The sequence below is a fragment of the Streptomyces sp. NPDC032091 genome, from assembly GCF_055580265.1.
This window is the reverse complement of record NZ_JBVILR010000027.1, coordinates 29,129-53,316: the sequence shown is the minus strand read 5'-3', so window position 1 is coordinate 53,316 and position 24,188 is coordinate 29,129. Positions and strand designations below refer to the sequence as shown.

Below are 24,188 nucleotides of genomic sequence, written 5' to 3'. Positions count from 1 at the left end.
GTGCGGCGGCGCCGCACCCGTTTCCCCCGGGCCGCCCGGTCGTTAGGCCTTCAAGGCCCGTCACGCCCCGACGCGGCCGCACCGTACGAGGGGACCCCGCGCATGTGCCTCGACCCCGCCGGCCCGGCGATCCCCGCGCAGGGCTACGCGACCCTCCCCTTCGACACCCTGCCGGAGCACCTCGGCGTCGGCGCCCCGCCCGCGCCCGCCGCAGGCGGCTGGCACCTGCCCTGGGACCGGCTCGCCCCGGCCGACGCCGAGCGCGTCCGCGGCCGGCTCCGGGCCGGGGCGTACCCGTTCGACACCTCCGGCGTCACCGGCGAGCCCGTCCGGCGCGTCCTCTCCGGCGAGCAGCTCCTGGCCGACGCCGCGCACGCCGCCCGCCTGCTGGCCCCGTACGCCCCCGAGGCGGTCGTCAGCTTCGTCCCGCCCCGGCACGCCTACGGGGCCTCGGCCACGGTGATGCTGCCCGCCCTGACCGGGCTGCCGGTGTGGTTCTGGCCCGGACCCGACTGCCCGCCGCCGCCCGTCACGGCCCGGCGGATCGCCGTCGTCGCCATCCCCGGGACCTTCCGGACCCTCGCCGGTCACCCCCGCTGGACCGCCTCCTTCGAGCGGCTCGTCCTCCTGCACGGCTCCGCCGAACTCCCGCCCGAGGCCCGCAAGTTCCGTGAGCACCCCGGGGCCGCCCTGATCGAGCTGCTGGGTTCCACCGAGACCGGCGCCGTCGCGCACCGCACCGGCTGGGACCCGCACGCCCCCTGGACCCTGCTCGACGACGTCGCCTTCACCGCCCCGCGCGCCGGCACGGAGGGCCCGCTCACCGTCACCGGCCCGCGCCTCGCCTCCCTCCCCGACGGCGGCCGCCCCGACCGGCACGAGATGGACGACCTGGTCCGCCGGCTCGGCGACCGGCTGTTCCTGCGCCTGGGCCGCCGCGCCCACCTGATCAAGGCCAACGGCCGTCGCCGCGACCTCGGCGCCATCGCCGCCCGCCTGCGCGCCGCGCTCCCCGGGGCGGACGTCGCCTGCGTGCGCGCCGCCGGGCCGCCCGGCGGGGAGGCGTACGACGTCCTCGTCGCCGGGGGCGGCCCGCTGACGGCGGAGGGCGTACGGGCGGCGGCGCGCGGCCTCGGGGCCGAGCCGCGGCAGGTGCGCCTGGTCGACCGGATCCCCCGCGGCCCGCTCGGCAAACCCCTGGCCGCACCCGAGGAGCCGCCCGCATGACCACCCGCCCCACGACCCCGACCCCGACCCCCACCGCACCCCCGCCCCCGCCGGCCGCCCCCCGGCCGCTGCCCGACAGCGGCTGGGACGTCGCCGCGGCGGGAGCCACCCGGTGAGCCGGTTCCCGGACGAGGTCAAGACCGTCCCCCTCACCCCCGACGTGTACGCCTACCTGGTCGCCCAGGCCGAACCCCGGACCGCCGTCCAGCAGCGGCTGGCCGAGCGGACCCGCGGGCTCGGCGGCGCCGCCGTCATGCAGGTCCCGCACGAGCAGGGCGTGTTCCTCACCCTGCTGGCCCGGCTCACCGCCGCCCGCCGCGTCATCGAGGTCGGCACCTTCACCGGCTACTCCACCCTCGCGCTCGCCACCGGACTCGCCCCCGGCGGACAGGTCCTGACCTGCGACGTCTCCGAGGAGTGGACCGACATCGCCCAGGAGGCCTGGCGGGAGGCCGGGGTCGCGGAGCGGATCGAACTGCGGCTCGCCCCCGCCCTGGACACCCTCCGCTCCCTGCCGCCCGACCCCGTGACCGACCTCGTCTTCCTCGACGCCGACAAAGCCGGATACCGCGCCTACTGGGAGGAACTGGTGCCCCGCGTCCGCCCGGGCGGGCTGCTCCTCGCCGACAACACCCTCTACGGGGGCGCGGCGGCCGACCCCCGGGCCGAGGGGAACGCGCTGGCCGTCCGCGAGTTCAACGCCCACGTCCGCGCCGACGGACGGGTGGAATCCGTGCTGCTGCCGGTCGCCGACGGCCTCACCCTCGCCCGCAAACGCTGAACCCGGCCCTCCCGCCACCGGCCGAACTCCGCGTTCCCCCTGCCCTCCCGCCCGCGCGGCGCTATCGTGCGGGCGGGGCGAGGTCGCGAGGGGGAGGGCCGACGATGCGGTTTCTGTTCGTACACGGCACGGGGGTGCGGCGCGACCGGCACGACACCCTCTTCGCGCTGGTCCGCGAGCGGCTCACCGCCCGCTTCCCCGGCGCCGCCGTCGACTCCTGCTTCTGGGGCGAGCGGTTCGGGGCCGGACTCGGCTCGGGCGGCCGCTCCGTCCCCGGCCTGCGCTCCGCCGCGAACGCGGACGCGGCGGACACCGAGACCGCCGAGTGGGGGCTGCTGCTCGCCGACCCGCTGTGCGAGCTGCGCGTGCTGGCGGAGGCCGGCTGGGACACGGACGGGTCCGAGGAGGAGGCCGGCGACGACCCCTTCGCCCCGCCCGGGGTACAGGCCGCCGGCACACGCGTCCTGGAGCTCCTGCACCGCCTCGCCGAAGCCCCGTACGACCCCCGCGGCGCGCCCGGCGAGCTCCGCGCCCTGCTGGACGGCACCGGCCTGGCCCCCGGCTTCCGCCCGGCCCTGGAGGCCGCCGCCGACTCCGCCGAGGCCGCCCGCGCCGGGGCCCGTGCCACCGCCGAACCGCAGGCCCGCGAACTGGCCGCCGCCCTCGCCCGCGCCGTCACCGCCGGAGCCCTCGCCACCGCCGGGGCCGACGCCGACTGCACCGCCGCCGAACGCGACCGGCTCGTCGACCTGCTCACCACCCGCCTGGGCGGCGGCGCCCGCGTCCCCGGCGCCCGCGCGGCCGCCTTCCTCGGCCGGCTCGCCCTGCGGGTCTCGACGCAGCCGCTGCTCAACGCCTGGCGGGGCTCCCTCACCGTCGGCGCCACCCCCGCCCTCGGCGACATCCTGCGCTACCAGGCACGGGGCACCGAACTGCGGGCGTTCCTGCACCAGCGGATCACCGTCGAGCCCGGCCCCACCGTCCTCATCGGCCACAGCCTCGGCGGGATCGCCCTGGTGGACCTCCTCGCCCTGGAGGCCGCCACCGGCGGGCCCGTACCCGGCGCCGAACTGCTCGTCACCGTCGGCTCGCAGGCCCCGTACCTGTACGAACTCGGCGCCCTCACGTCCCTCCCGCCCGGCAGCGCCCTCCCGTACGGCTTCCCGCGCTGGCTCAACGTCTACGACCGGCAGGACGTGCTCTCCTACCTCGCCGGGCCCGTCTTCCCCGGCGACCCGCGCGTCACCGACCACGAGATCCGCAGCCGCCAGCCCTTCCCCGCCTCCCACAGCGCCTACTGGAAACAGCAGTCCCTCTACGAGCGCATCGAACGGGCGGTGGCCGAGGCGGGCATCGGGTGACCCATCCCGGAACCCGGGCCGACCCCGGACTCCCGCCCGGCACCCTGGACCTGCCCGAAGCGCTGACACCCCGGCGGACCTTCGCGCTCGTCGCCGGGGTCGAACGGTACGAGATCAGCCACCGCTGGAACCTGCGCGGCCCCGCCCGCGACGCCCTGCGCTTCGCCCACTGGCTGACCGGCCCCGGCGAGGTCCCGGCGGCGAACGTACGGCTGCTGCTCTCCCCGCTCGACGACCCCGACCGGCTCGACTGGACGGCCTCGCCCGCCCTGGCCGAGCTGAGACCGGCCTACCGGCCCGCCACCGAGGCGAACGCCAAGTCGGTCCTGCTCGAAGAACTCCCGCAGTGCGACGGCGACCTGCTCTGGATCTTCTGGGCCGGCCACGGCTACCTCGGCGGCGCCGGGGAGCTGATGCTGCCCTGCGCCGACGCCCGGCCCGGCCAGATCCGCCACCTCAACCTAGACTCGGCCCTGCGCTGGTGGAAGACGGACCTGGTCAAGAACCGCCGCTTCCCGCTCCAGGCCGCCCTGGTGGACGCCTGCCGGGTCGACGCCCCCCGCGACACCCGGTGGAACTTCGGCAGCACCGACTACGGCGGCGGCGCCACCGTCCCCGGACGGCGCCAGTTCCGGCTCTACGCCTCCCGCGAGGGCGAAGCCGCCCAGAACGACGCCGAGCGGGGCGCCGGCCGCTTCACCGACGCGCTGCTCGGCGAACTCCGCGGCCGCTCCGTCCGCGAGGGCGCCACCGGCCTCCCGCAGGCCGCCCGCCGGATCCACCGGACCTTCCAGGACCTGCGCGCCCGCGGCGAGGGCTGGCAGCTGCCCCAGTTCCTCGTCGACCGGGACTGGGACGCGTGCTCCTTCCTCGACGACGGACCGTACGGGCCGGCCCTGCCCCGGGCCGCCCGCCTCGACCAGACCGGCTGGGACGGCCTCGGCGACCTGTTCGAGGACCGCGGACTGCCGCGCTGCGCCTACGAGGCCTACGCCTGGGCGTTCAAGGAGGCCGGCTGTGCCACCCCCGTCCACCACGGACTGCCCGCCGACAGCCTCCTCGACGTGGTCGCGGACCTCGACGAGCGGCAGGGCGGCCGCACCGGCATGCCCCTGGCCGTGCCCTTCGTCCACTACCTCGCCGACCGGGCCGCCCGCCCCCGCGGCGCCGCCGGCGGCCTGGGAGAGCCGGACTGGGCGGCCCGGCTCGCCGCGTGGGTCCGCGCCACCCGCGGACGCCTCGCCCTGCCCGTGCTGCGCCCCCCGCCCGCCCCCGCCCGCCGGACCGCGCTGCACGTCCGCCTGGAGTCCCCGCCCGGCGGCGAGGACGGCCTGCTCGCCCGGATGTGGCTGCGCGGCGAACACACCCGCCACGTCTGGGAGTCGGAGGGCAGCCCGGTCGCCCCGGCCGCCGTACGGGCCGAACTCGTGCGCCGGCTCGCGCAGCTCGCGGCCGGCCCGGAGGCCGACGGAGGGGCCGGACAGCCCTACGAGAGCGTCGAGCGGATCGAGTTCCACGTGCCGTACGAACTGCTGGAGACGGACTTCGACCAATGGCCCGTGCCCCGCGGACCGGCGGGGCGGACCCGCCCCCTCGGCATGCTCTACGAGGTGGTGGTGCGCTGCCCGCAGGAGCGCGAGGACACCCGCACCGCCTGGCACGCCAAGTGGCGCTGGATGCACGCCCACGGCGGCCGCCACCCGGACACCGTACGGGTCGTCGAGGACGCGGAGGTCACCGATGCCCTCGGGGTGCAGCTGGGTGCCCGCACCGGCCCCGCCTGCGTCCTCGGCCACGCCTCGGCGGGCCGGACGGAGGCCCTGCTGGAGGCGGTCCTCGAAGGCGGGGTGCCGGCCGCCGTCTGGCAGCGCGGCGGCGGAGCGCCCGCCGGCGGCTTGCCCGCGTGCCTCTCCCCGGAGGCGCTCCCCGGCGCACCGGCGGTGCTCGGCCTGCCCGCCCGCGTGACCGAAGCGCGCCGGGCGGCCGCCGGGGGCGCGGCGGAAGGGGCAGACCGGCTGGTGCTGTTGTGGGACGATCCCGACGACACGATCGACCTCCGCTCCCTGGCCTGACCCCCCACCCCACCGCCCGTTCGACCCCGACGACCGGACCGACCGCACGACCTGACGCGACGATGGAGGCAGAGGCAGTGGCGAAGGACTGGTGGCTGTACCAGGGCGCGGGCCCGGGAGAGGAGCGCCGCGCCCGGCTGGAAGCCGGATCGCCGCCGCCCTGGCGGGACTTCACCGGCGACCCCGACCCGGACTACGGGCCGCCCGGCTGCGCGGGCGAGGCCTGGGAGCGCACCCGCCGGCGCGGCGAGGGCTACGTCCCCGACGACCCCGAGAAGGACGTCGTCAACACCGCCCTCCACCTGCGCCGGCCCCTGCTCATCACCGGCAAGCCCGGCGTCGGCAAGTCCACCCTGGCCTACAGCATCGCCGCCGACCTCGCCCTGGGGCCCGTACTGCACTGGCCCATCACCAGCCGCACCGTCCTGCGCGACGGCCTCTACCTCTACGACGCCATCGGCCGCCTCCAGGAGGCCGGACTCGAACAGGTCCGCCTCCCCGGCGTCCCGGCCGCCGCCGCCGTCCCCGGCGTCCCGGCCGCCGTCCCCGGCGCCGCTGCCCCCGCCCCCGGCGCCCCCACCGCGCCCTCCATCGCCCGCTACCTGCGCCTCGGCCCGCTCGGCACCGCCCTGCTGCCGCAGCCCAGGCCCCGCGTCCTGCTCATCGACGAGATCGACAAGAGCGACATCGACCTGCCCGGCGACCTCCTCACCGTCTTCGAGGACGGCGGGTTCGTCATCCCCGAACTCGCCCGCCTCGCCAAGGAGGAGCCGACCGTCGCCATCGGCACGGACGACGACCCCGACGCCGGTGTCGCCGTCACCCAGGGCCGGGTGCAGTGCCGCTACTTCCCCGTGGTCGTCCTCACCAGCAACGGCGAACGCGACTTCCCGCCCGCCTTCCTGCGCCGCTGCGTCCGCCTCCACCTGGACGCGCCCGGCCCCGAGAAGCTCGCCCGCATCGTGCGCGGACGGCTCGGCGTCGACATCACCGGCGCCGACGGGGCCGAGTACCGGGACCTCGTCCGGAGCTTCCTCGAACGCGCCGAGGACGGCGACCTGGCCACCGACCAGCTCCTCAACGCCATCCAACTGCGCCTGGCCGGAGCCTGGTCGGCGCCCGCCGACCGCGACCGCTTCCTCGCCACCGTCATGCAGCACCTGACCGGGCCCACCGCGTGATCGAGAGGCTCCTCGCCGCCTTCGCCGAAGGCGCCGAGGACGGCGCCGCCCCGCGCACCGCCGTCGGCGCCGAGGAGATCGCCGACATCCTGTGGCTCGCCGCACGCGTCGACCCCGCCGCCCGCACCCGTACGCCCGCCCCCGCGTCCGACGACGCCTCGGCCGCCCCGCCCACGCCCGCCCCGCCCGGCCCCGTACCCGTACCGGCCCCCGCGTCCGGCGCCGACGCCGCCCAGCTCTTCCCCGCCACCGCCCGGCCCGGCCCCGCCGCCGGGCCTCCCGGCGCCGGGCGCGGCAGGCGCGGCGTGCCCCTGCGCCTACCGCGCACCGCCTCCCTCGACGACCCGCTCGGCCTGATGCGCTCCCTGCGGCCCGTCGGCCGCCGCTCCATCGGCGGCCCCGGGGAGGAACTCGACGAGCAGCTCACCGTGGAACGCAGCATCGAGGCCATGGTCCCCACCCCGGTGCTGCGCCCCGCCGAGAGCCGCTGGCTGGACCTGGCCCTCGTCGTCGACAGCCATCCCTCGATGCTGCTGTGGGCCGACCTGGTCGCCGAACTGCGCGGGGTCCTCACCCGCAGCGGCGTCTTCCGCGACGTACGCGCCTGGCAGCTCACCGGCACCGGCCGCGGCGGCACCCCGCAGCTCGCCCGGGGCCCCGGCACCGCGCCCCGCAACCCCCTCGAACTCGCCGACCCGGCCGGCCGGCGGCTGATCCTCGTCGTCTCCGACACCGTCGCCGGAGGCTGGCAGGAGGGCCCGCTGCGCGCCGTCCTGCGCCACTGGAGCAGCCACAACGCCGTGGCCGTGCTGAACGTCCTGCCCGAACGGCTGTGGACCCGCGGCGCCGTACGGCCCGTGCCCTTCGCCGTCCGCTCCGACCGGCCCGCCGCCGCCACCCGCTCCTGGCAGCGGGTGGCGGCCGCCCGGCGGGCGCGGGGCGGCGGACCGGTCGTCCCCGTCGTCGGCCTCGCCTCCGGCAGCCTGGCCCGCCTGGTCCGGGTGGTGTCCGGCGACGGGCGCTGGCGCCGCCTGGCCTGCCTGCGCCTGGACGCGGCCGCGCCCCCACCCCCGCGCCCGGCCGCCCCGCCGCGCCGGGCCGCCGACCCGCTGGAACTGGTGGAGCGCTTCCGGGCCGGCGCCTCCCCGACCGCCCAGCAGCTGGCCGCGCACCTGGCCGCCGTACCGCTGACCCTGCCGGTGATGACCCTCGTGCGCCGCTCCCTGCTGCGCGGCTCCGAACACGGTCACCTCGCGGAGGTGGCCCTCGGCGGGCTCTTCGCGCCCTGGGACGCGGAGCAGCGCCCGGAGGAGGCCGAGTTCGAGTTCCTGCCGGGCGTACGGGACGTGCTGCTGGGCTCCCAGCTGCGCGGGGACGTGGCGGCGGTACGGGAACTGGTGCGCCGCCGGGTGTGGGAGTTCATGTCCCTCCACCGGGGCACCGGCCCCGACTTCTCGGCGACCCGGGTCACCACGGGGCGGGAGGGCCGGCGGCTGGTCCCGGCGGAGGCCCTGCCGTTCGCCGAGCGGAGGCCGGACGGGCCCGCCGCCGACGGGGAACACGGTCCGGACGGGGCGGCCGCCGGCGGGAAGCCGGACCAGGCGCAGGAGCCGGCCGGGGGCGAGCGGGGGCCCGCCGGGCGGGGCGCGGCCTCCGACGGGGGGCTGGCCGACCGGGTGGTCCGGGTCCGCTTCGAGCCGCTGGCGGAGCCCGCCGCGGTGGGGACCCTGCTCGCGCCGCGGCTGGTGCTCACGGTCGGGGACGGGCCGCGGCCGGGGGAGGCGGTCGCCTGGATCCGGTCGGGCGGCCGGGAGGTCCCCTGCAGACCGGTGTGGTGGGACGACGCGAGCCCGCCGGTGCTGCTGCTGGAGAGCGAGGAGGACCTGGCCGGTGACGCGGACTTCGCCCCGCAGCTGTGGGGGACGCGTCCGGCGGGCGCCGAGGCGCGCCTGCGCGTCGACGGGGTCACGGACGGGGGGCGGCCGGCCCCGCTGACCGGATCCCTGGTCCGGGACGGCGGAGCGGCCAACGGGGAACTCGTCCGGCTCTCCGCCGAACCGGAGGGCTGGACCCACTTCGCCGGCGCCCCCGTCTCCTACGAGGGCTGGCTGCTGGGGGTGGTGCACACCGTCCGGCCCGACCGTCTGGTGTTCCTGTCGGGCGCGGCCCTGCTGGACCAGGTCGCCTTCCGCTCGGTCCTGGACGCCCATCCGAGGGCCTCCGGGTACCGGACGGGTTTCCAGGGCCCCTGGGTGACCGTCGGCGTACGGGCGGGCGGGGTGGCGCCGCGCGGCGGCCGGGGCGAACCGGCCCTGCGGCGGCTGCTGTCGCGGCTGACGGCGGACGCCTCCGTCGACGCGGAGCTGGGGGAGGGGGTGCCGGGGCCGGATCCGAGGACGGCGTACCTGCTGCTGGACCCGCCCGGCAGCCTCGGCCAGGGCGGGCGGCTGCTCGCCGCGCTGCCCGATGTCCTGGCCGCCGACGCCGAGACGCGGCCGGAGGGCACGCGGCCCGCGTTCGCCGTGGTCCTCGGGACGCGGAACGCCGGCACCCTCCCGGGGGACACGGAGGGGCTGCTCCTGCACGACCTGGTCACGGCCCGGCTGGTGGCCGGCCCCGGACACGGCGCCCGCCTCCTGCTCGCCCTGACCCACCCGCTGTACGAGGAGCTCGGCCGGCTCCTCGGCCCGGCCGCCCTGCGCGACCTCGTCCCGCTCGGCGGCGACGGCGACGCCGGGGGATGGGCCTACCGGGGCACGCCCGGGCAGCTGGCGGAGCTCCTGACCGAGGCCGAGGAGTCCACGCGCGGCGCGGCGGTCGCCTGGCTGCGCTGCCGCGCCGGCTCCTCGGACGCCGAACCGCGCGGCTGCCCGGGCATCCGCCTGGCGGGCCGCCACGCCTGCCTGGCCCATCTGCCGCGCGGGGAGCAGGAGGAGGTGCTGGCCGCGCTGGGCCCCGGCGCGCCGCTCGACTTCCGGGGCGTCCCCTTCGGCCCGGGCCTGCTGCGGCGGGTCCTCGACGCGGTGCGCGAGCCGGGGACTTCGCGGCTCGCACTGGGCGCGGTGACCTTCGAGGACGCGCGCTTCGAGGAGGGCTGGGCGGAGGCGGAGACCGTCTTCACGGGGGAGGCCGACTTCTCCCGGGCCGTGTTCGACGGCCCGGCGGACTTCACCCGGGCCGCGTTCAGGGGCAGGACGTCCTTCGAGGGCTCGGTCTTCCAGGAAGGGGCACGGTTCACGATCGCCGAGTTCGGCGGGCCGGCCGACTTCCGGCGCGCGGTCTTCACCGGGCGGGCGGACTTCGAAGGGGCGACCTGGGCGGCCGATGTCTCCTTCCGGCGCGCCCTCCTGCAACGGGGAGCCTCGATGACCGGGATGACGGTGGACGGATCGTTCGACTTCCGCGACGCCGCCTGCCAGGGGCGAATGGAGCTCGACCGGTCCTTCTTCGCCGAGCGGGTGTCCTGTGAACGCGCGCTGTGGGACGGCCCGTTGTGGGTGTCCGGCGTGCGCTTCCTGGCCCCGGCGGTCTTCGACCTCGCCGTGTGCCGGGGGCGGGCGCTGTTGCGGGAGACCTCCTTCGAGGCGCGGACCTCCTTCGCGGCCGCCCGGTTCGACGGCGGAGCGGAGTTCGACGCCGCCGACTTCGCGTCGCCGGTGGACTTCGGCCGGGCCGTGTTCACCGGCGAGGCCCGGTTCAAGGAGGTCGGCTGCCTCGCCGGGGCCTCCTTCGACCGCGCGGTCTTCTCGGGCCCCCTGCACTGCACGGACCTGACGGTGGGCGACGCGGGGGCCGACTTCACGGGCGCGCGGTTCCAGGGGTCCGTGCACTTCCTGCGCGCCACGTTCGCGACCGACTCGGGATTCGACGCGGCCTCCTTCGACGGCGCCGTCTCCATCGAGGACTCGGTCTTCCGGGCCGGACTGGCCTTCCACGGCGCGGCGTTCCACGCCCGGGCCGAGTTCACCGGCGTCGAGGTCACCGGGCCGCTCTCCCTGCCCGACGACTGGTCGGCGACCCGCTCGGACGCGGGCCTGTGGCACATCACCTCCCCGCCCCCCGCCGACCGCCCGCCCGGCTCCGCCCCGGGCGGCGCATGACGGGAGCCGCGCGAAAATGCGGTGCCCCGCCCGCCGCGCACTGCCTACACTCGCCGTGCGCGCCGCCGATACGGCCCGCGCCTCATGCCGTCGCACGAAGAGAAGGGGAACAGGGCCATGCGTACGCACACCGCCGCCGCCCTCGTTCCCCCGGCCCGGTACGACGTGATCCCGGTGTCTCGCAGCGCGCGGTAACAGCTGCGCGGCTGTCACCGTACGCCCGTGACGTGTGCCCGTAACCGGGCCTCCACCGACCGTTCCTGACCGTACGTCAGGAACGTTGCGGTCCCGCACGCACGGGAATCGCGCCGCCCCCTTCACCCGCTCCACGGCATCCGAAAGGCCCTGGGCCATGCGCACCCGTATCCACGCCGACACCAACGCCAACGCCAACGCCAACCCGCTCACCGCCGTCCGCAACCTGGGCATCCTCGCCCACGTCGACGCCGGCAAGACCACGGTCACCGAACGGATCCTCTTCGCCACCGGCGCCATCCACAAGCGCGGCGAGGTCCACGACGGGACGACCGTCACCGACTTCGACGCCCAGGAACGGGCCCGCGGCATCACGATCTTCGCCGCGGCCGTCAGCTGCGCCTGGGACGGACACCGGGTCAACCTGATCGACACCCCCGGGCACGTCGACTTCGCCGACGAGGTCGAACGCTCCCTGCGGGTGCTCGACGGGGCCGTCGCCGTGTTCGACGCCGTGGCGGGGGTCGAACCGCAGAGCGAGTCGGTGTGGCGGCAGGCGGACCGGCACGGCGTGCCGCGCATCGCGTTCGTCAACAAGCTGGACCGGACCGGCGCCGACCTCGACGCGGCGGTGGCCTCGATCCGCGACCGGCTCGCCGCCGTCCCCCTGGTCGTCCAGCTGCCCGTCGGCCGCGAGGACGTCTTCACCGGCGTCGTCGACCTCCTGCGCATGCGCGCCCTGCTCTGGGGCGCGGACGCCGGCCCGTACGAGACCGCGCCCGTCCCCGAAGAACTGCGGGAGGAGGCGCTGCGGCGCCGCCGGGCCCTGGAGGAGGCGGTGGCCGAACTCCACGCCGACGCCCTGGAGGAGTTCTGCGCGGCCGGTTCCCTCACCGAGGCCACGCTGGTGCGGGCCCTGCGCGAGCTGACCCTCGCCGGGGACGGCGTCGTGGTGCTGTGCGGTTCGGCGTACCGCAACCGCGGCATCGAGCCGCTGCTGGACGCCGTCGTGGCGTACCTGCCGTCGCCGGCGGACATGCCTGCCGTGCAGGGCCGTCCCGCCGACCCGGCGGAGCCGCTGGCGGCGCTCGCCTTCAAGGTGACGGCGACCGCGACCGGGCGGCTGACGTACGTACGCCTCTACGCGGGCACCCTGCGCAAGGGCGACACCGTACTGGACCCCGGTACGGGCAGGACGGAACGGATCGGGCGGATCCTGCGGGTGCAGGCCGACCGGCACGAGGAACGGGAGGAGGCGGTGGCCGGTGACATCGTCGCGGTGATCGGGCCCAAGGCGGCCCGGGCCGGCACCACGCTGTGCGCGCCGGGGGCACCGCTGCTCCTCGAACCGCCCACCGTGGCCGACCCGGTGGTGTCGGTGGCGGTCGAGGCGGGCCGCAGCACCGACACCGGCCGGCTCGCGGCCGCGCTGGCACGGATCGCCGAGGAGGACCCCTCGCTGGTGGTCCGGACCGACGCGGAGACCGGGCAGACGGTGCTGTCGGGGCTGGGCGAGCTCCATCTGGAGGTCGCGGTGGAGAAGATCCGCCGGGACCAGGGGGTGGAGGTCGTCGTGGGCCGGCCCCGGGTGTCCTACCGGGAGACGGTGGTGCGCGGGGTCGCCGGGCTGGTGTACCGGCACGTCAAACAGGACGGCGGCGCGGGGCAGTTCGCCCATGTGGTGATCGACGTCGAGCCGCTGGGCGAGCCCGGCTTCGCGTTCCGTTCGGCGGTCGTCGGGGGCCGGGTCCCGCAGGAGTACGCGCGGGCCGTGGAGGCCGGCTGCCGGGACGCCCTTGCCGAGGGCCCCCTCGGCGGGCACCCGGTGACCGGGGTGCGGGTCGTCCTGACCGACGGGGCGACCCACTCCAAGGACTCCTCGGAGCTCGCCTTCCGCGCGGCCGGCCGGTTCGCGCTGCGGGAGGCCCTGCGGGCGAGCGCGCTGGAGCTGCTGGAGCCGGTCGCGGAGGTCACCGTGACCGTCCCGGACGAGTCGGTCGGCGCGGTCCTCGGCGATCTCGCCGCCCGGCGGGGCCGGGTCACGGGCTCGGCGACGCGGGCCGGGACCGCGGTGGTGACGGCGACGGTGCCGCTGGCCGAACTGTTCGGCTACGCGTCCCGCCTGCGGGGCCGCACCCAGGGCCGGGGCACCTTCACCACCCGCCCGGCGGGCCTGGCCCCGGTCCCGGCGTCCGTGGCCCCGGCCCTCCCGCCCGGTTAGCCGAAAGCCCCCGCCCCGCTCCGGGGCGGGGGCCTTCCTCCGAAATATCTTGACGTCGAGATAGGTGAGGGGGCAGGCTACCGCGTGGTATCTCGACATCGAGATACTTTCGGACGGGGGAAGGCGGGGTGCCGGCATGGGGCGGCTCGGAACGACAGGGCAGGACGGAACCGACGTCCGGGGGGACGCCGACGTCCGGGGGGACGCCGACGTCGGCGAGGCCGCCGGTGGACTGCTCGCGCAGCTGCGGCGGCCGCCCGGGGGCCGCGACGCGCGGATCATGCTGCTCGCCCAGCTCCTCGACCGCACCGGAACCGGCGTCTGGGCCGCCTCCTCCGTCCTCTTCTTCACCTTCGTCGTCGGCCTCGACGCCGGACGCCTCGGCCTCATGCTCGGCGTCGGCGCCGTCGCCGGTATCGCGGGCTCCCCGATCGCGGGCCACCTGGCCGACCGGTTCCCCGTGCGCCCCCTCCTGATCACCTGTCACCTGCTGCGGCTCGCCGCCCTCTGCGCGATGCTCGTCGTCACCCGCTTCGAGCTGTTCCTGCTGATCGTCGCCCTCACCCACCTCGGCGACCGGTCCGCCAAGACCCTCGAAATGCTCTTCGCCACCCGCGTCGCCGGCGAACGCCGCGCCACCTACCAGGCCCTGTCGCGCAGCGCCGCCAACGCGGGCTACGCCGTCGGCGCGGGCCTCGCCGCGATCGGCCTCGCCGTCGGCACCCGGGGCGCGTACGAGGTCCTCATCCTCGGCAACGCCCTGTCCTTCCTCGTGGCCTCCGCGCTGGTGTGGCGCACGCGGGAGCCGCAGGGCCACCGCCGCCCGGTCACCCCCGCCCGGCCGGCGCGGGACGGCACCCCGCCCGGCCGCAGGAGCCCGTGGCGGGACCGGGGCTACCTCCGCTTCGTCCTGCTGGACATGCCGCTCAACCTGGACGACTCGCTCCTCAACGTCGGCCTGCCGCTGTGGCTCGTCCACCACACCGACGCGCCGCACGCCGTCGTCCCGGCCTTCCTCACCGTCAACACCGTGCTCGTCGTCGTCCTCCAGCTCAGCGTGTCGGCGAGGGTCCGCACCGCGCGGCAGGCGGCCTCGGCCGTCGCCTGGTACGGGTCGTTCCTGTTCGCCGCCTGCGCGCTCCTCGCGCTCACCCCCGCCCATGGCCCCTGGGCCGCCTCCGCCACCCTGCTCGGGGCGGCCGTCCTGGTCACCGCCGCCGAGCTCGTGCGGTCGGTGTGCTCCTGGGAACTGGCCGTCTCCCTGGCGCCGCAGGAGTCCAGGGCCTCCTACCTGGGGGTGGCCGGCATCTCCCCGTCCGCCCAGAAGGCCGTCGGGCCGCTGCTGCTGACCGGCGCCGTCATGGTCGCGGGACCGGCCGGCTGGCTGGCGCTCGGCGCCGGTGTGGCGGGCGTGGCCCTGGTCCAGCGGCGGGCCGCGCGGCGCCGGCTGGACGCCGTCCTGCCCGCCGTCTGACCCCGCGCCGCTCCGGGAGGGCGATTGCGCCGCCCCGGGGCGGGTAACCGCCCCGTGGGGAGCCGTGTCCGGCACTGGGAGGATCCATGGCCCGCAGAGTGCACGAGGTGATGACCGGGAATCCGGTGACCGTCGACAAGTCGACCTCGCTGGCCGAGGCCGCGCGGGTGATGCGCGACGCCGACATCGGGGACGTGCTCGTCGTCGACGGCGGCCGGCTCCGCGGCATCCTGACCGACCGGGACCTCGTCGTACGGGCCGTGGCCGGCAACCGGGACCCCGCCGAGACGACCGTGCACGCCGTCTGCACCACCGACCCGGTCACCGTCGGGCCCGACGAGGGGGTCGACGCGGCCATCGCCCTCATGCGGCGGAAGGCGCTGCGCCGTCTGCCGGTGGTGACCGCGGACGGGGCGCTGGTCGGCGTGGTCAGCCTGGGCGACCTGGTCGTCGAACAGGATCCGGGGTCGGCGCTCGCGGCGATCGCGGCGGCCGGGCCCGACAGCGGACCCGACAGCGGCCCGGACAGCGGGCCCGGGAGCGGACACGACAGCTGAGCGGCTCGCCGTCGGGCGCAGCGGCACGGAGCGGAGGAGGCAGCGCATGAACGCGTACGTACCCCTGGTCTCGGTGGCGGACGGCGGGCTGCTGATCCCCGCCGACGAGGTCACCGCGCTGCTGCGGCGGCTCGCGGGCGGCTGGCTGCACACGGTGTACGACGGGGAGACGGACCTCGACCCGGGCACGACCCTCGGGCTGGCCAACGTACTGGTGGAGCTCGCCGACCAGATCGACGTCGAGTGCATCGGCTACATGCCGGTCGCCGACGGGGAAGGCTGACGCCCCGGCGCGCGGGAGGCGCCGGGGCGTCCGGAGGGGAGGAGCGGGACCGGAGGGGCGGGATCAGACGATGCCCTCGGCGATGTCCGCCTGCTCGCGGGCGGTGCCGTAGGCGGCCGGGGTGCCGTACGAGCGCCGGGCCGCGTACCACCAGACGCTGGCGAGCACCAGGACGACCGCCAGGGCGATCACCGCGTAGTTCATCGAGTCGATCGTCACCGGGGACTTCTGCGGCAGGCAGAACAGGACGGTGACCACGGCCACCCACACGACGGCGGTCCAGCCGATCGGCCGGCTCCAGCGGCCCAGGTGCCAGGGGCCCGGCTCGAACCGGTCGCCGGCGCGCAGCCTCAGGTAGATCGGGATCGCGTAGGCCGGGGTGATGCCGATGACGTTGATGGCCGTCACGGCGCCGTACGCGGTGGCGGACCAGAGCGAGGGAAGGGCGAGGACGCCGGCCACGGCCACCGAGAGCCACACGGCCGGGACCGGGGTCTGGGTGCGGCCGCTGACCTTGCGCCACAGGTCCGAGCCGGGCAGCGCGTTGTCACGGCTGAAGGCGAAGACCATCCGGCTCGCCGCGGCGACCTCGGCGTTGCCGCAGAACAGCTGCGCCACGATGACCACGAGCAGCAGGGCCTTGGCGCCGCCGGCGCCGAGCGCGTCGAGGAAGATCTGGGCGGGCGGGACGCCGGTGGCGCTGCCCGCGACGGCCGCGTAGTCCTGGATGGCGAACGTGAGCCCCGCGAGCAGCGCGAACCCGGCGAGCCAGGAGGCCCAGATGGCCCGCACGATGCCCTTGGCCGCGGAGACGGAGGCGTTGGAGGTCTCCTCCGAGAGGTGCGCGGAGGCGTCGTAGCCGGAGAAGGTGTACTGGGCGAGCAGCAGGCCGACGGCGGCCACGTAGAACGGGTTGGCCCAGCCGGTGTCGTTGACGAACTTCGTGAAGACGAACGAGACCGACTGGTGGTGGTCGGGGACGATGGCCAGGGCGCCGACGATCAGCGCGACGCCGCCCAGGTGCCACCAGACGCTGACCGAGTTGAGCACGCTCACCAGGCGGACGCCGAAGAGGTTGAGCACGGCGTGCAGCAGCAGGATCACCAGGAAGATCAGGAAGGTCGAGCCGGGGGTGGGCACGAAACCGAACTGGAGGTTCAGGAAGGCGCCGGTGAACAGGGCCGCGCCGTAGTCGATGCCAGCGATGGCGCCGAGCAGTCCGAGCAGGTTCAGCCAGCCCGTGTACCAGCCCCAGCGGCGCCCGCCGAGCCGGTCGGCCATGTAGTAGAGCGCGCCGGAGGTGGGGTAGGCGCTGGTCACCTCGGCCAGGGCGAGGCCCACGCAGAGGACGAAGAGGCCCACTCCGGCCCAGCCCCACAGCATCACGGCCGGGCCGCCGGTGCCCAGGCCGAAGCCGTACAGGGTCATGCAGCCGGACAGCACGGATATGACCGAGAAGCTGATGGCGAAGTTGCCGAAGCCGCCCATCCGGCGGGCGAGGACGGGCTGGTAGCCGAGTTCCCTCAGCCGTTCCTCCTCGTCCTTGAGGAGCGGGTCCTTGCGGTCCGGGCGGGCTGCCGGCGTGGTGCGCGACACGGGGATACCTCCGAGGGGGGTGGAACACGGGGACGGGGGAGGGGAGAGCGGGGGTGGTGCGCGGGGGCCGCCGCGTGGGGGCGCGGCGGGAGGTCAGTCCCGGTCGGCCAGGCTGCGGGACCTGGCGCGCAGGAAGACCTCTTCGGCGAGGGCCTGGTCCGCGGGGTCGCGGGTCCGCTGGGCCCACGGCGCGGTGGTCCAGTAGCCGCCCATCGCGTCGAAGACGCGGGCCGCCTCGCCGAACTGGTGGGCCCCCCACAGGGCGTGGGCGAGGTGGTTCAGGTCGAGGGGGGAGGCGCGGACCGGGTCGGCGTACTCGAACCAGGCGTTCAGGGCGTGCGTGGCGTCGCGGATGGCGTCCTCCGCGACCCAGTGCAGGTCCAGTGCCCGCTCCTGGCCCCCCTCGCGGCGGTACCGCTCGACGTGGACGTAGAGCGGCAGGAGGTGGACGGCCGACCCGGGCGGGGCCGTACCGGCCGCCCAGCGGGCGAAGTTGACGGCCTCGGTGCGCACGCCGGCCGTTCCCGTGTGCACGAACTGCAGCATCCGGTGGTAGGCCTCGCGGTTGTACGGGTCCCGCTCGTCGGCCTGCGCGAGGATCCCCCAGGGGCCCGGGGGCAGCATCGGGCCGGGCGGTGGCAGCCGGTGCTCGTCCATCTGCCGGTGCCCGTCGAGGAGGGCGAGGGCGAGCAGACAGACCCACGGCACGGGGTCGGCCGGGCTGATCGCGGCGGTGTTCCGGCAGGCCTGCCAGGCCTCCTGCCACAGCTCGTGCGTGCGGGGGTGGCCCGCGCGGTGGGCGCGGACGGCGCGCTCGACGGCCACCCGGGTGTGCATGACGGTCGCGGCGAGACTGGTGGGCTGCTCGGCCCGCCAGGCCAGGACCACGTCGGAGCCGGCCGCGACCGCCGCGAGGACCTGGGTGCGCTGGGTCCACAGACCCCAGTCGTCGGTGCGCTCCAGCAGCCGGGCCATCGCCAGCCAGCGCCCCGTCCGCAGGTCCTGGACGGCGGCGCGCAGGTCGTCGTCGAGGCCGGCGGGGTGGTAGACGGGCCGGAAGTCGCTGCCGGCCATCACCTCGTCCCGGGCGCGCTGCGGCCGGTCCGGGCTCGTCTTGCGGTCATCGTGGTCATCGGGGTCCTCGGATCGCATGGAGGTACGGGGATGCGTGAACCATGCGTGAACTGTTCGGCGAACCCCCGCCGTTGGACCCACGGACGGCGCCCTTACCGACCGTTGATCGGCGATCACTATAAGGCGAGTCCGGCCGACCGCACCCGGAAACTTTTTCGAGCGCAAGTTTCAAGCCAACACCGGGATGTGATGTGGCGTCATTCGTACCCTCCGCCGCCCGGGCGGATCTTGACGGGCGCCCCACCGCTGGGGAAGGCTTCCGACCGGCGATCGACCGGCGATCGACCGACCATCGATTGACCTGCCGGAACGCGGACGGAGTCGTGATGACGGGCCCCGTGCTCGCAGTGGACCAAGGCACCTCGGGAACCAAGGCCCTCGTCCTGTGCCCGGACCGCGGGGTCATCGGCTCCGCCTCCGCCCCCGTACGCCCCCGCTACCTGCCGGACGGCCGCGTCGAAGTCGACCCGCGTGACCTGCTGCGATCGGTGGTCGACGCCGGACGGGCCGCCCTCGCGGCGGCCGGCGAACCGGCGGTGGCGGTGGGCCTGGCCAACCAGGGCGAGACCGTGCTCGCCTGGGACCCGGCGGACGGCGAGCCGCTGACCGACGCGATCGTCTGGCAGGACCGGCGCGCCGCCGGCCTCTGCACCGAACTCGCCCCGCACGCCGACCTGCTGCGGGAGCGCACCGGCCTGCCGCTCGACCCCTACTTCGCCGCCCCCAAGATGGCCTGGATCCGCCGCCACCAGACGCGCCGGGGCGTCGTCACGACCAGCGACTCCTGGCTGGTGCACCGCCTGACCGGCGCGTTCGTCACCGACGCGGCGACCGCCGGCCGTACGCAGCTGCTCGACCTCGACACCGTCGGCTGGTCGCGGCCGGCGCTCGGCGCCTTCGGACTCGACGGCGAACCGCTGCCCACGATCGTCGACGCGGACACCCGCGTCGGCACGACCACCGCCTTCGGCCCCGAACTGCCGCTGACCGGGCTGCTCGTCGACCAGCAGGCCGCCCTGCTCGCCCAGAGCGTCACGGTGCCCGGCGCCGCCAAGTGCACCTACGGCACGGGGGCGTTCCTCCTCGCCCAGACCGGCCCCGAGCCGCGCCGCAGCTCCACCGGACTGGTCGGCTGCGTGGCCTGGCGGATCGCCGGCCGCACCAGCTACTGCCTCGACGGACAGGTGTACACGGCCGCCTCCGCCGTCCGCTGGCTCACCGACCTCGGCGTGATCTCCGGCGCCGAGGACATCGACACCGTGGGCGCGAGCGTCCCGGACTCCGGCGGCGTCACATTCGTCCCCGCCCTCGCCGGGCTCGCCGCGCCCTGGTGGCGGGGCGACCTGCGCGGCTCCGTCACCGGCCTCGGCCTCGGCACCACCGCCGGCCACCTCGTACACGCCCTGTGCGACGGCATCGCCGCCCAGGTCGCCGAACTCGCGGAGGCCGCCGCGACCGACCTCGGCGCGCCGCTCACCACCCTGCGCGTCGACGGCGGACTGACCCGTTCCGCCCTGCTGATGCAGGCCCAGGCCGATCTGCTCGGGATCCCCGTCGAGGTGTCCGCCCTGCCGGACGCCACCGCCCTCGGCGTCGGCGCCGTCGCCCGGCTCGGCCTCGACCCCTCCCTCACCGTCCGCGACGCCGTCCCGGAATGGAAGCCCTCCGCCGTCTACGAGCCCAGGGCCGGCGCCGACGAGGCCGCCGAGCGCCGCGCCCGGTTCCGCGCCGCGGTCGCGACCCTGCTCGACGGCCCGGCGTGAGCGTCACCACCCGGGGCGCCCTCCCCGGCGGGGAGTACGACGTCACGGTCATCGGCGCCGGGGTCGTCGGCTCCGCCATCGCCCGCGAACTGGCCCGGCTCCCGCTGCGGACCGCCCTGGTCGAAGCCTCCGACGACGTCGGCGACGGCACCTCCAAGGCCAACACCGCCATCCTGCACACCGGCTTCGACGCCGTGCCCGGCTCCCTGGAGTCCCGGCTCGTCCGCGAGGGCAGCCGGCTGCTCACCGCGTACGCCGCCGCGAGCGGCATCCCCGTCGAACCGCTCGGCGCGCTCCTCGTCGCCTGGGACGCGGACCAGCTGGCCGCCCTCCCCGGCCTCGCCGCCAAGGCGGAGCGCAACGGCTGCCACGACACGCGCATCCTCCCGCCCGAGGAGGTACGGGCCCGCGAACCGCACCTCGGCCCGGGCGTACTGGGCGCGCTGGAGGTGCCGGGGGAGTCGGTCGTCTGCCCCTGGACCACCACCCTCGCCTACGCCACGCAGGCGGTCCGCACGGGCGTCGACCTCCACCTCAACTGCCGTGTGGAAGCCGTCACTTCGGGCGAACCGCACGTCCTGCACACCGGGCGCGGCCCGCTGCGCACCCGCCACCTGGTCAACGCGGCCGGCCTGTACGCCGACCGCGTCGACCGGCTCCTCGGGCACGCGGACTTCACCGTGACCCCCCGGCGCGGCCAGCTCATCGTCTTCGACGAACTGGCACGGGGCCTCGTACGCCACATCCTGCTGCCGGTGCCGACCGCGCTCGGCAAGGGGGTCCTGGTGACCCCGACGGTGCACGGCAAGGTGATGCTCGGCCCGACCGCCGAGGACCTGGACGACAAGACCGCCACCGGCTCGACCGCCGAAGGCCTCGCCCTGCTCCGGGCGAAGGGCCGGCGGATCCTGCCCGCCCTCCTCGACGAGGAGGTCACCGCCGTCTACGCGGGCCTGCGGGCGGCCACCGCATCCGAGGACTACGCGATCCGCGCCCACCCCGCCCAGCGGTACGTCACCGTCGGCGGGATCCGCTCGACGGGGCTGACCGCCTCGATGGCGATCGCGGCGCACGTCGTCCACCTGCTCGCCGAAGGCGGCCTGCCCCTGTCCGGCGTGCGGGACCCGGAACCGGTGCGGATGCCGAACCTGGGGGAGGCGTTCCCCCGCCCCTACCGCGACGCCGGGATGATCGCGGCGGACCCGGAGTACGGGCGGATCGTCTGCCACTGCGAGCGCGTGACCCGCGGGGAGATCCGCGACGCCCTCGCCTCCACCATCCCGCCCGCCTCACCCGACGGCCTCCGCCGCCGCACCCGAGCCCGGGCCGGCCGCTGCCAGGGCTTCCACTGCGGCGCGACGCTCCACACCCTGCTCACCCCGGAGACCCCCCACCGGTGACCCACCCACCCACCCCACCCCACCCCCGCACCCGGGACAACGCACCCGCCCGGCCCGACGCGCCCGAGCCGGACGGCCCACCCCGGCCGGACTGCTCGCCCCCGGACAACTCGCCCGGGCGGGACGGCTCGTCTGGCCCGGACAGCTCACCTGGGTCGGATCGCTCACCCAGGCCGGACAGCGGATCCCGGCCGAACGGCGGATCCGGGCCGGCCAGCCGATGCCGGCCGGAGGGCGCATTCCTGCCAGACGGCACCTCCCTGCCACACCGCGCCCCCCGGCCGCACGGCACCTCCCGGCCGCACGGCATCCCCCGGCCGGACGGCCCGTCCGGCCTCCACCGCACGGACCGGACCGTGGACGTACTGGTCATCGGCGCGGGTCCCGCCGGACTCGCCCTCGCCGCCGGCGCCGCCCGCGCCGGCATCGGCCGGGTCGAGGTACTGGAACGTGAGGAGGAGCCGGGCGGCGTACCCCGCCACCTGCACCACGGCGGCTTCGGCAGCCCCCCGCTGCCCTGGCTCACCGGCCCGGCGTACGCACGCCGCTCGGTGGCGGCGGCACTGGACGCCGGCGCCGCCCTCCGCACCGGCGTCACCGCCACCGGCTGGGCCGGACCGCTGACCCTGGAGACCACGAGCCCGTCGGGCCTGGAACGGATCACCGCCCGGGCCGTCGTCCTCGCCACCGGCGCCCGCGAACGCCCCCGCAGCGCCCGCCTGGTCCCGGGCACCCGCCCTGCGGGCGTCCTCACCACGGGGGAACTCCTGCGATCCCCCCACCCCGTCGGCCGCCGGGCCGTCCTGATCGGAGCCGAACCGGTGGCCCGCCACGCGGCCCGCGCCCTCCGCCGCACCGGCACGCAGGTGGTGGCGATGCTCACGGAACACCCGCGCGCCACCGCCGTCACCGGGATCCCCCTCCTCACCCGCACCACGGTGACGGAACTGCACGGCCGGGGCCGGCTCTCGGGCGTGTCCGTCCGCCACCGCGACGGCCGGTCGGGGTTCATCGCCTGCGACACGGTGGTCTTCACCGGCGACTGGATCCCCGAGCACGACCTGGCCCGCCGCGGCGGCATCCCCCTGGCCCCCGGCACCCGGGGCCCCTCCGTGGACGCCGCCTACCGCACCCACACCCCCGGGGTCTTCGCGGTGGGCAACGCCCTCCACGGCATCGAGCCCGCCGCCACCGCCGCCGCCGAGGGCGCCGCCGCCGTGCCCCCGCTCCTGGCCCACCTCTCCGGCGCCCCCTGGCCCACCCCCGGCCCACCCCTCCTGGTCCGCCCCCCACTGGCCTGGACCACCCCCACCCACCTCACACCCACACCCTCACCCCACGGCCCCTTCCTCCTCCGCACGGCCACCCACCTGACGGCCCCGACCCTCCGGATCCACCAGGACACCCACCTCCTCTGGCACCACCGCCCCTGGACCCTCCTCACCCCCACCCGCTCCCTACGCCTCCCGGCACACTGGACCACCCGCGTGAACCCGACCGGCGGCCCGGTGATCCTCACCCTCGCGGACCACGGAGCCGAAGGCGCGGACCCGGCCGGCCGGGACACGCGGTGAGGCGGAGCACGCCGGCCGTGCACGGGGTCACGGAGAACGCCCGCAAGAAGGGAGAGTCGCAATGCTGATCACCGCCGAACGCGTCCTCACCGGGACGTCACGCCAGCCCGTTCTCGACGGCGCGGTACTCATCGACGGCACCACGATCGCCGCCGTGGGACCCCGGGCCGAAGTCGAGGCGCAAGCACCCGCCGGCGTACGCCGGCTGGCCTTCCCCCGTTCCACCGTGCTGCCGGGGCTCATTGACGCGCACGTCCACCTCGTCTTCGACGGGGGACCCGATCCCGTCACCGCCCTGCGGGAACGCGACCACGCCGCCCTCCTGAAGGACATGGAAGCCAGGGCCGAACAATTGCTCGCCACCGGGGTCACCACAGTGCGCGACCTGGGGGACCGTGACCACCTCGCCTTGCAGCTGGCCGGATCGATCGCCCGGGGAGAGGTGGTCGGACCGCGCATCGTCTCCGCCGCCACACCCGTCACTCCGCCCGGCGGACACTGCTGGTTCCTCGGTGGCGAGGTGTCCGGCCCCGACGAGATCCGCCGGCTCGTGCGGCGCAATGCCGGCGCGGGTGCGAAGGTCATCAAGGTGATGGAAGCCGGCGGCGGACTCACCAAGGGCGGCCCCAAGAGCTGGGAGTCCCAGTTCTCACCGGACGAACTCACCGTGGTCGTGGAGGCAGCCCACGGCGCCGGACTCCCCGTCGCCGCCCATGCCCACGGAACCGACGGCATCGCCGCCGCCGTCGCGGCCGGCGTCGACACGCTGGAACACTGCACGTGGATGACGGCCGAAGGCTTCGAGCTCCGGGAAGACGTGCTGGCCATGATCGTCGACGAGGGCATCCACGTCTGTCCGACGATCAGCCCGCACTGGCAGATGCTCCCGAAGGTCTTCGGAGCCGAGAAGGCGGCCGTCATGTTCGACCTCGTCCGGCAGATGGCGGACGCCGGCGTGAGGCTGATCGCCGGCACGGACGCCGGGGTCCAGCGGTCCGGGTTCGACGGGATCGTCTCCAGCCTGATGTTCTACGAACACCTGGGGCTGAACAACGCGCGGATCATCGACATGGCCACCACGGAGGCAGCACGCGCGCTCGGCATCGCCGACCAGACGGGGCTGCTGCGACCCGGTCACAGCGCCGACCTCCTCGTCGTGGACGGCAACCCGCTCGCGGATCTCGGCCACCTGCGCGCGGTCCAGGCGGTATTCGCCGCCGGCACCCACCACGACCCGCCGCAGACCACCCGACCCTGAAGGGGCGCACG

16 protein-coding genes are annotated in these 24,188 nt (G+C 76.2%); 14 read left to right on the top strand and 2 right to left on the bottom strand.

Going from position 1 to position 24,188, the window contains the following annotated elements:
• Positions 1-102: 102 nt before the first annotated feature.
• The 10 genes from ACZ5NJ_RS32330 (at position 103) to ACZ5NJ_RS32285 (ending at position 15,452) form a co-directional block, all read left to right on the top strand.
• The gene (locus ACZ5NJ_RS32330) at positions 103-1,227 is read left to right on the top strand and encodes an AMP-binding protein (protein ID WP_468769620.1); all 1,125 of its coding nucleotides are present in this window, start codon (positions 103-105) and stop codon (positions 1,225-1,227) included.
• A 112-nt stretch (positions 1,228-1,339) separates the two neighbouring features.
• Positions 1,340-2,008: an O-methyltransferase gene (locus ACZ5NJ_RS32325; RefSeq protein ID WP_468769618.1), complete on the top strand. Its 669-nt coding sequence runs from the start codon at positions 1,340-1,342 to the stop codon at positions 2,006-2,008.
• A 104-nt stretch (positions 2,009-2,112) separates the two neighbouring features.
• Positions 2,113-3,369, top strand: coding sequence for a hypothetical protein (locus ACZ5NJ_RS32320; protein WP_468769616.1), 1,257 nt, complete (start codon positions 2,113-2,115; stop codon positions 3,367-3,369).
• On the top strand, positions 3,366-5,441 hold the full coding sequence (locus tag ACZ5NJ_RS32315; protein ID WP_468769614.1) for a VMAP-C domain-containing protein: 2,076 nt from the start codon (positions 3,366-3,368) through the stop codon (positions 5,439-5,441). Before ACZ5NJ_RS32320 ends, ACZ5NJ_RS32315 begins: the two co-directional genes overlap by 4 nt.
• A 62-nt stretch (positions 5,442-5,503) precedes the next feature.
• A complete protein-coding gene (locus ACZ5NJ_RS32310; RefSeq protein ID WP_468769613.1) occupies positions 5,504-6,622 on the top strand; it encodes an AAA family ATPase in 1,119 nt (372 codons plus the stop codon).
• Positions 6,619-10,722, top strand: coding sequence for an SAV_2336 N-terminal domain-related protein (locus tag ACZ5NJ_RS32305; RefSeq protein WP_468769612.1), 4,104 nt, complete (start codon positions 6,619-6,621; stop codon positions 10,720-10,722). Before ACZ5NJ_RS32310 ends, ACZ5NJ_RS32305 begins: the two co-directional genes overlap by 4 nt.
• Before the next feature lie 352 nt (positions 10,723-11,074).
• Positions 11,075-13,138, top strand: coding sequence for an elongation factor G (fusA, locus tag ACZ5NJ_RS32300; RefSeq protein WP_468769611.1), 2,064 nt, complete (start codon positions 11,075-11,077; stop codon positions 13,136-13,138).
• Positions 13,139-13,274: 136 nt separating this feature from the next.
• Complete coding sequence (locus ACZ5NJ_RS32295; protein WP_468769610.1) at positions 13,275-14,612, top strand: MFS transporter; 1,338 nt, start codon at positions 13,275-13,277, stop codon at positions 14,610-14,612.
• An 86-nt stretch (positions 14,613-14,698) separates the two neighbouring features.
• Positions 14,699-15,169, top strand: a complete 471-nt coding sequence (locus tag ACZ5NJ_RS32290) for a CBS domain-containing protein (protein ID WP_468769608.1) — start codon at positions 14,699-14,701, stop codon at positions 15,167-15,169.
• 46 nt (positions 15,170-15,215) lie between these two features.
• A complete protein-coding gene (locus tag ACZ5NJ_RS32285; protein WP_468769606.1) occupies positions 15,216-15,452 on the top strand; it encodes a DUF6213 family protein in 237 nt (78 codons plus the stop codon).
• Between the two features lie 63 nt (positions 15,453-15,515).
• Here the strand turns inward: ACZ5NJ_RS32285 and ACZ5NJ_RS32280 are convergent, their stop codons facing one another.
• Positions 15,516-17,048, bottom strand: coding sequence for an amino acid permease (locus tag ACZ5NJ_RS32280; protein ID WP_468769604.1), 1,533 nt, complete (start codon positions 17,046-17,048; stop codon positions 15,516-15,518).
• Between the two features lie 93 nt (positions 17,049-17,141).
• Complete coding sequence (locus ACZ5NJ_RS32275; protein ID WP_468769700.1) at positions 17,142-18,122, bottom strand: hypothetical protein; 981 nt, start codon at positions 18,120-18,122, stop codon at positions 17,142-17,144.
• Between the two features lie 386 nt (positions 18,123-18,508).
• Between ACZ5NJ_RS32275 and ACZ5NJ_RS32270 the strand changes: the two genes are divergently transcribed.
• The 4 genes from ACZ5NJ_RS32270 to ACZ5NJ_RS32255 all read left to right on the top strand — a co-directional run bounded on the left by ACZ5NJ_RS32270 (position 18,509) and on the right by ACZ5NJ_RS32255 (position 24,177).
• The gene (locus ACZ5NJ_RS32270) at positions 18,509-19,945 is read left to right on the top strand and encodes an FGGY family carbohydrate kinase (RefSeq protein ID WP_468769602.1); all 1,437 of its coding nucleotides are present in this window, start codon (positions 18,509-18,511) and stop codon (positions 19,943-19,945) included.
• Positions 19,942-21,345, top strand: a complete 1,404-nt coding sequence (locus ACZ5NJ_RS32265) for an FAD-dependent oxidoreductase (protein WP_468769599.1) — start codon at positions 19,942-19,944, stop codon at positions 21,343-21,345. The genes ACZ5NJ_RS32270 and ACZ5NJ_RS32265 overlap by 4 nt, the downstream gene beginning before the upstream one ends.
• Before the next feature lie 356 nt (positions 21,346-21,701).
• The gene (locus ACZ5NJ_RS32260; RefSeq protein WP_468769597.1) at positions 21,702-22,919 is read left to right on the top strand and encodes an FAD-dependent oxidoreductase; all 1,218 of its coding nucleotides are present in this window, start codon (positions 21,702-21,704) and stop codon (positions 22,917-22,919) included.
• A 61-nt stretch (positions 22,920-22,980) separates the two neighbouring features.
• A complete protein-coding gene (locus tag ACZ5NJ_RS32255) occupies positions 22,981-24,177 on the top strand; it encodes an amidohydrolase family protein (protein WP_468769595.1) in 1,197 nt (398 codons plus the stop codon).
• The last annotated feature ends 11 nt before the right edge of the window (positions 24,178-24,188 follow it).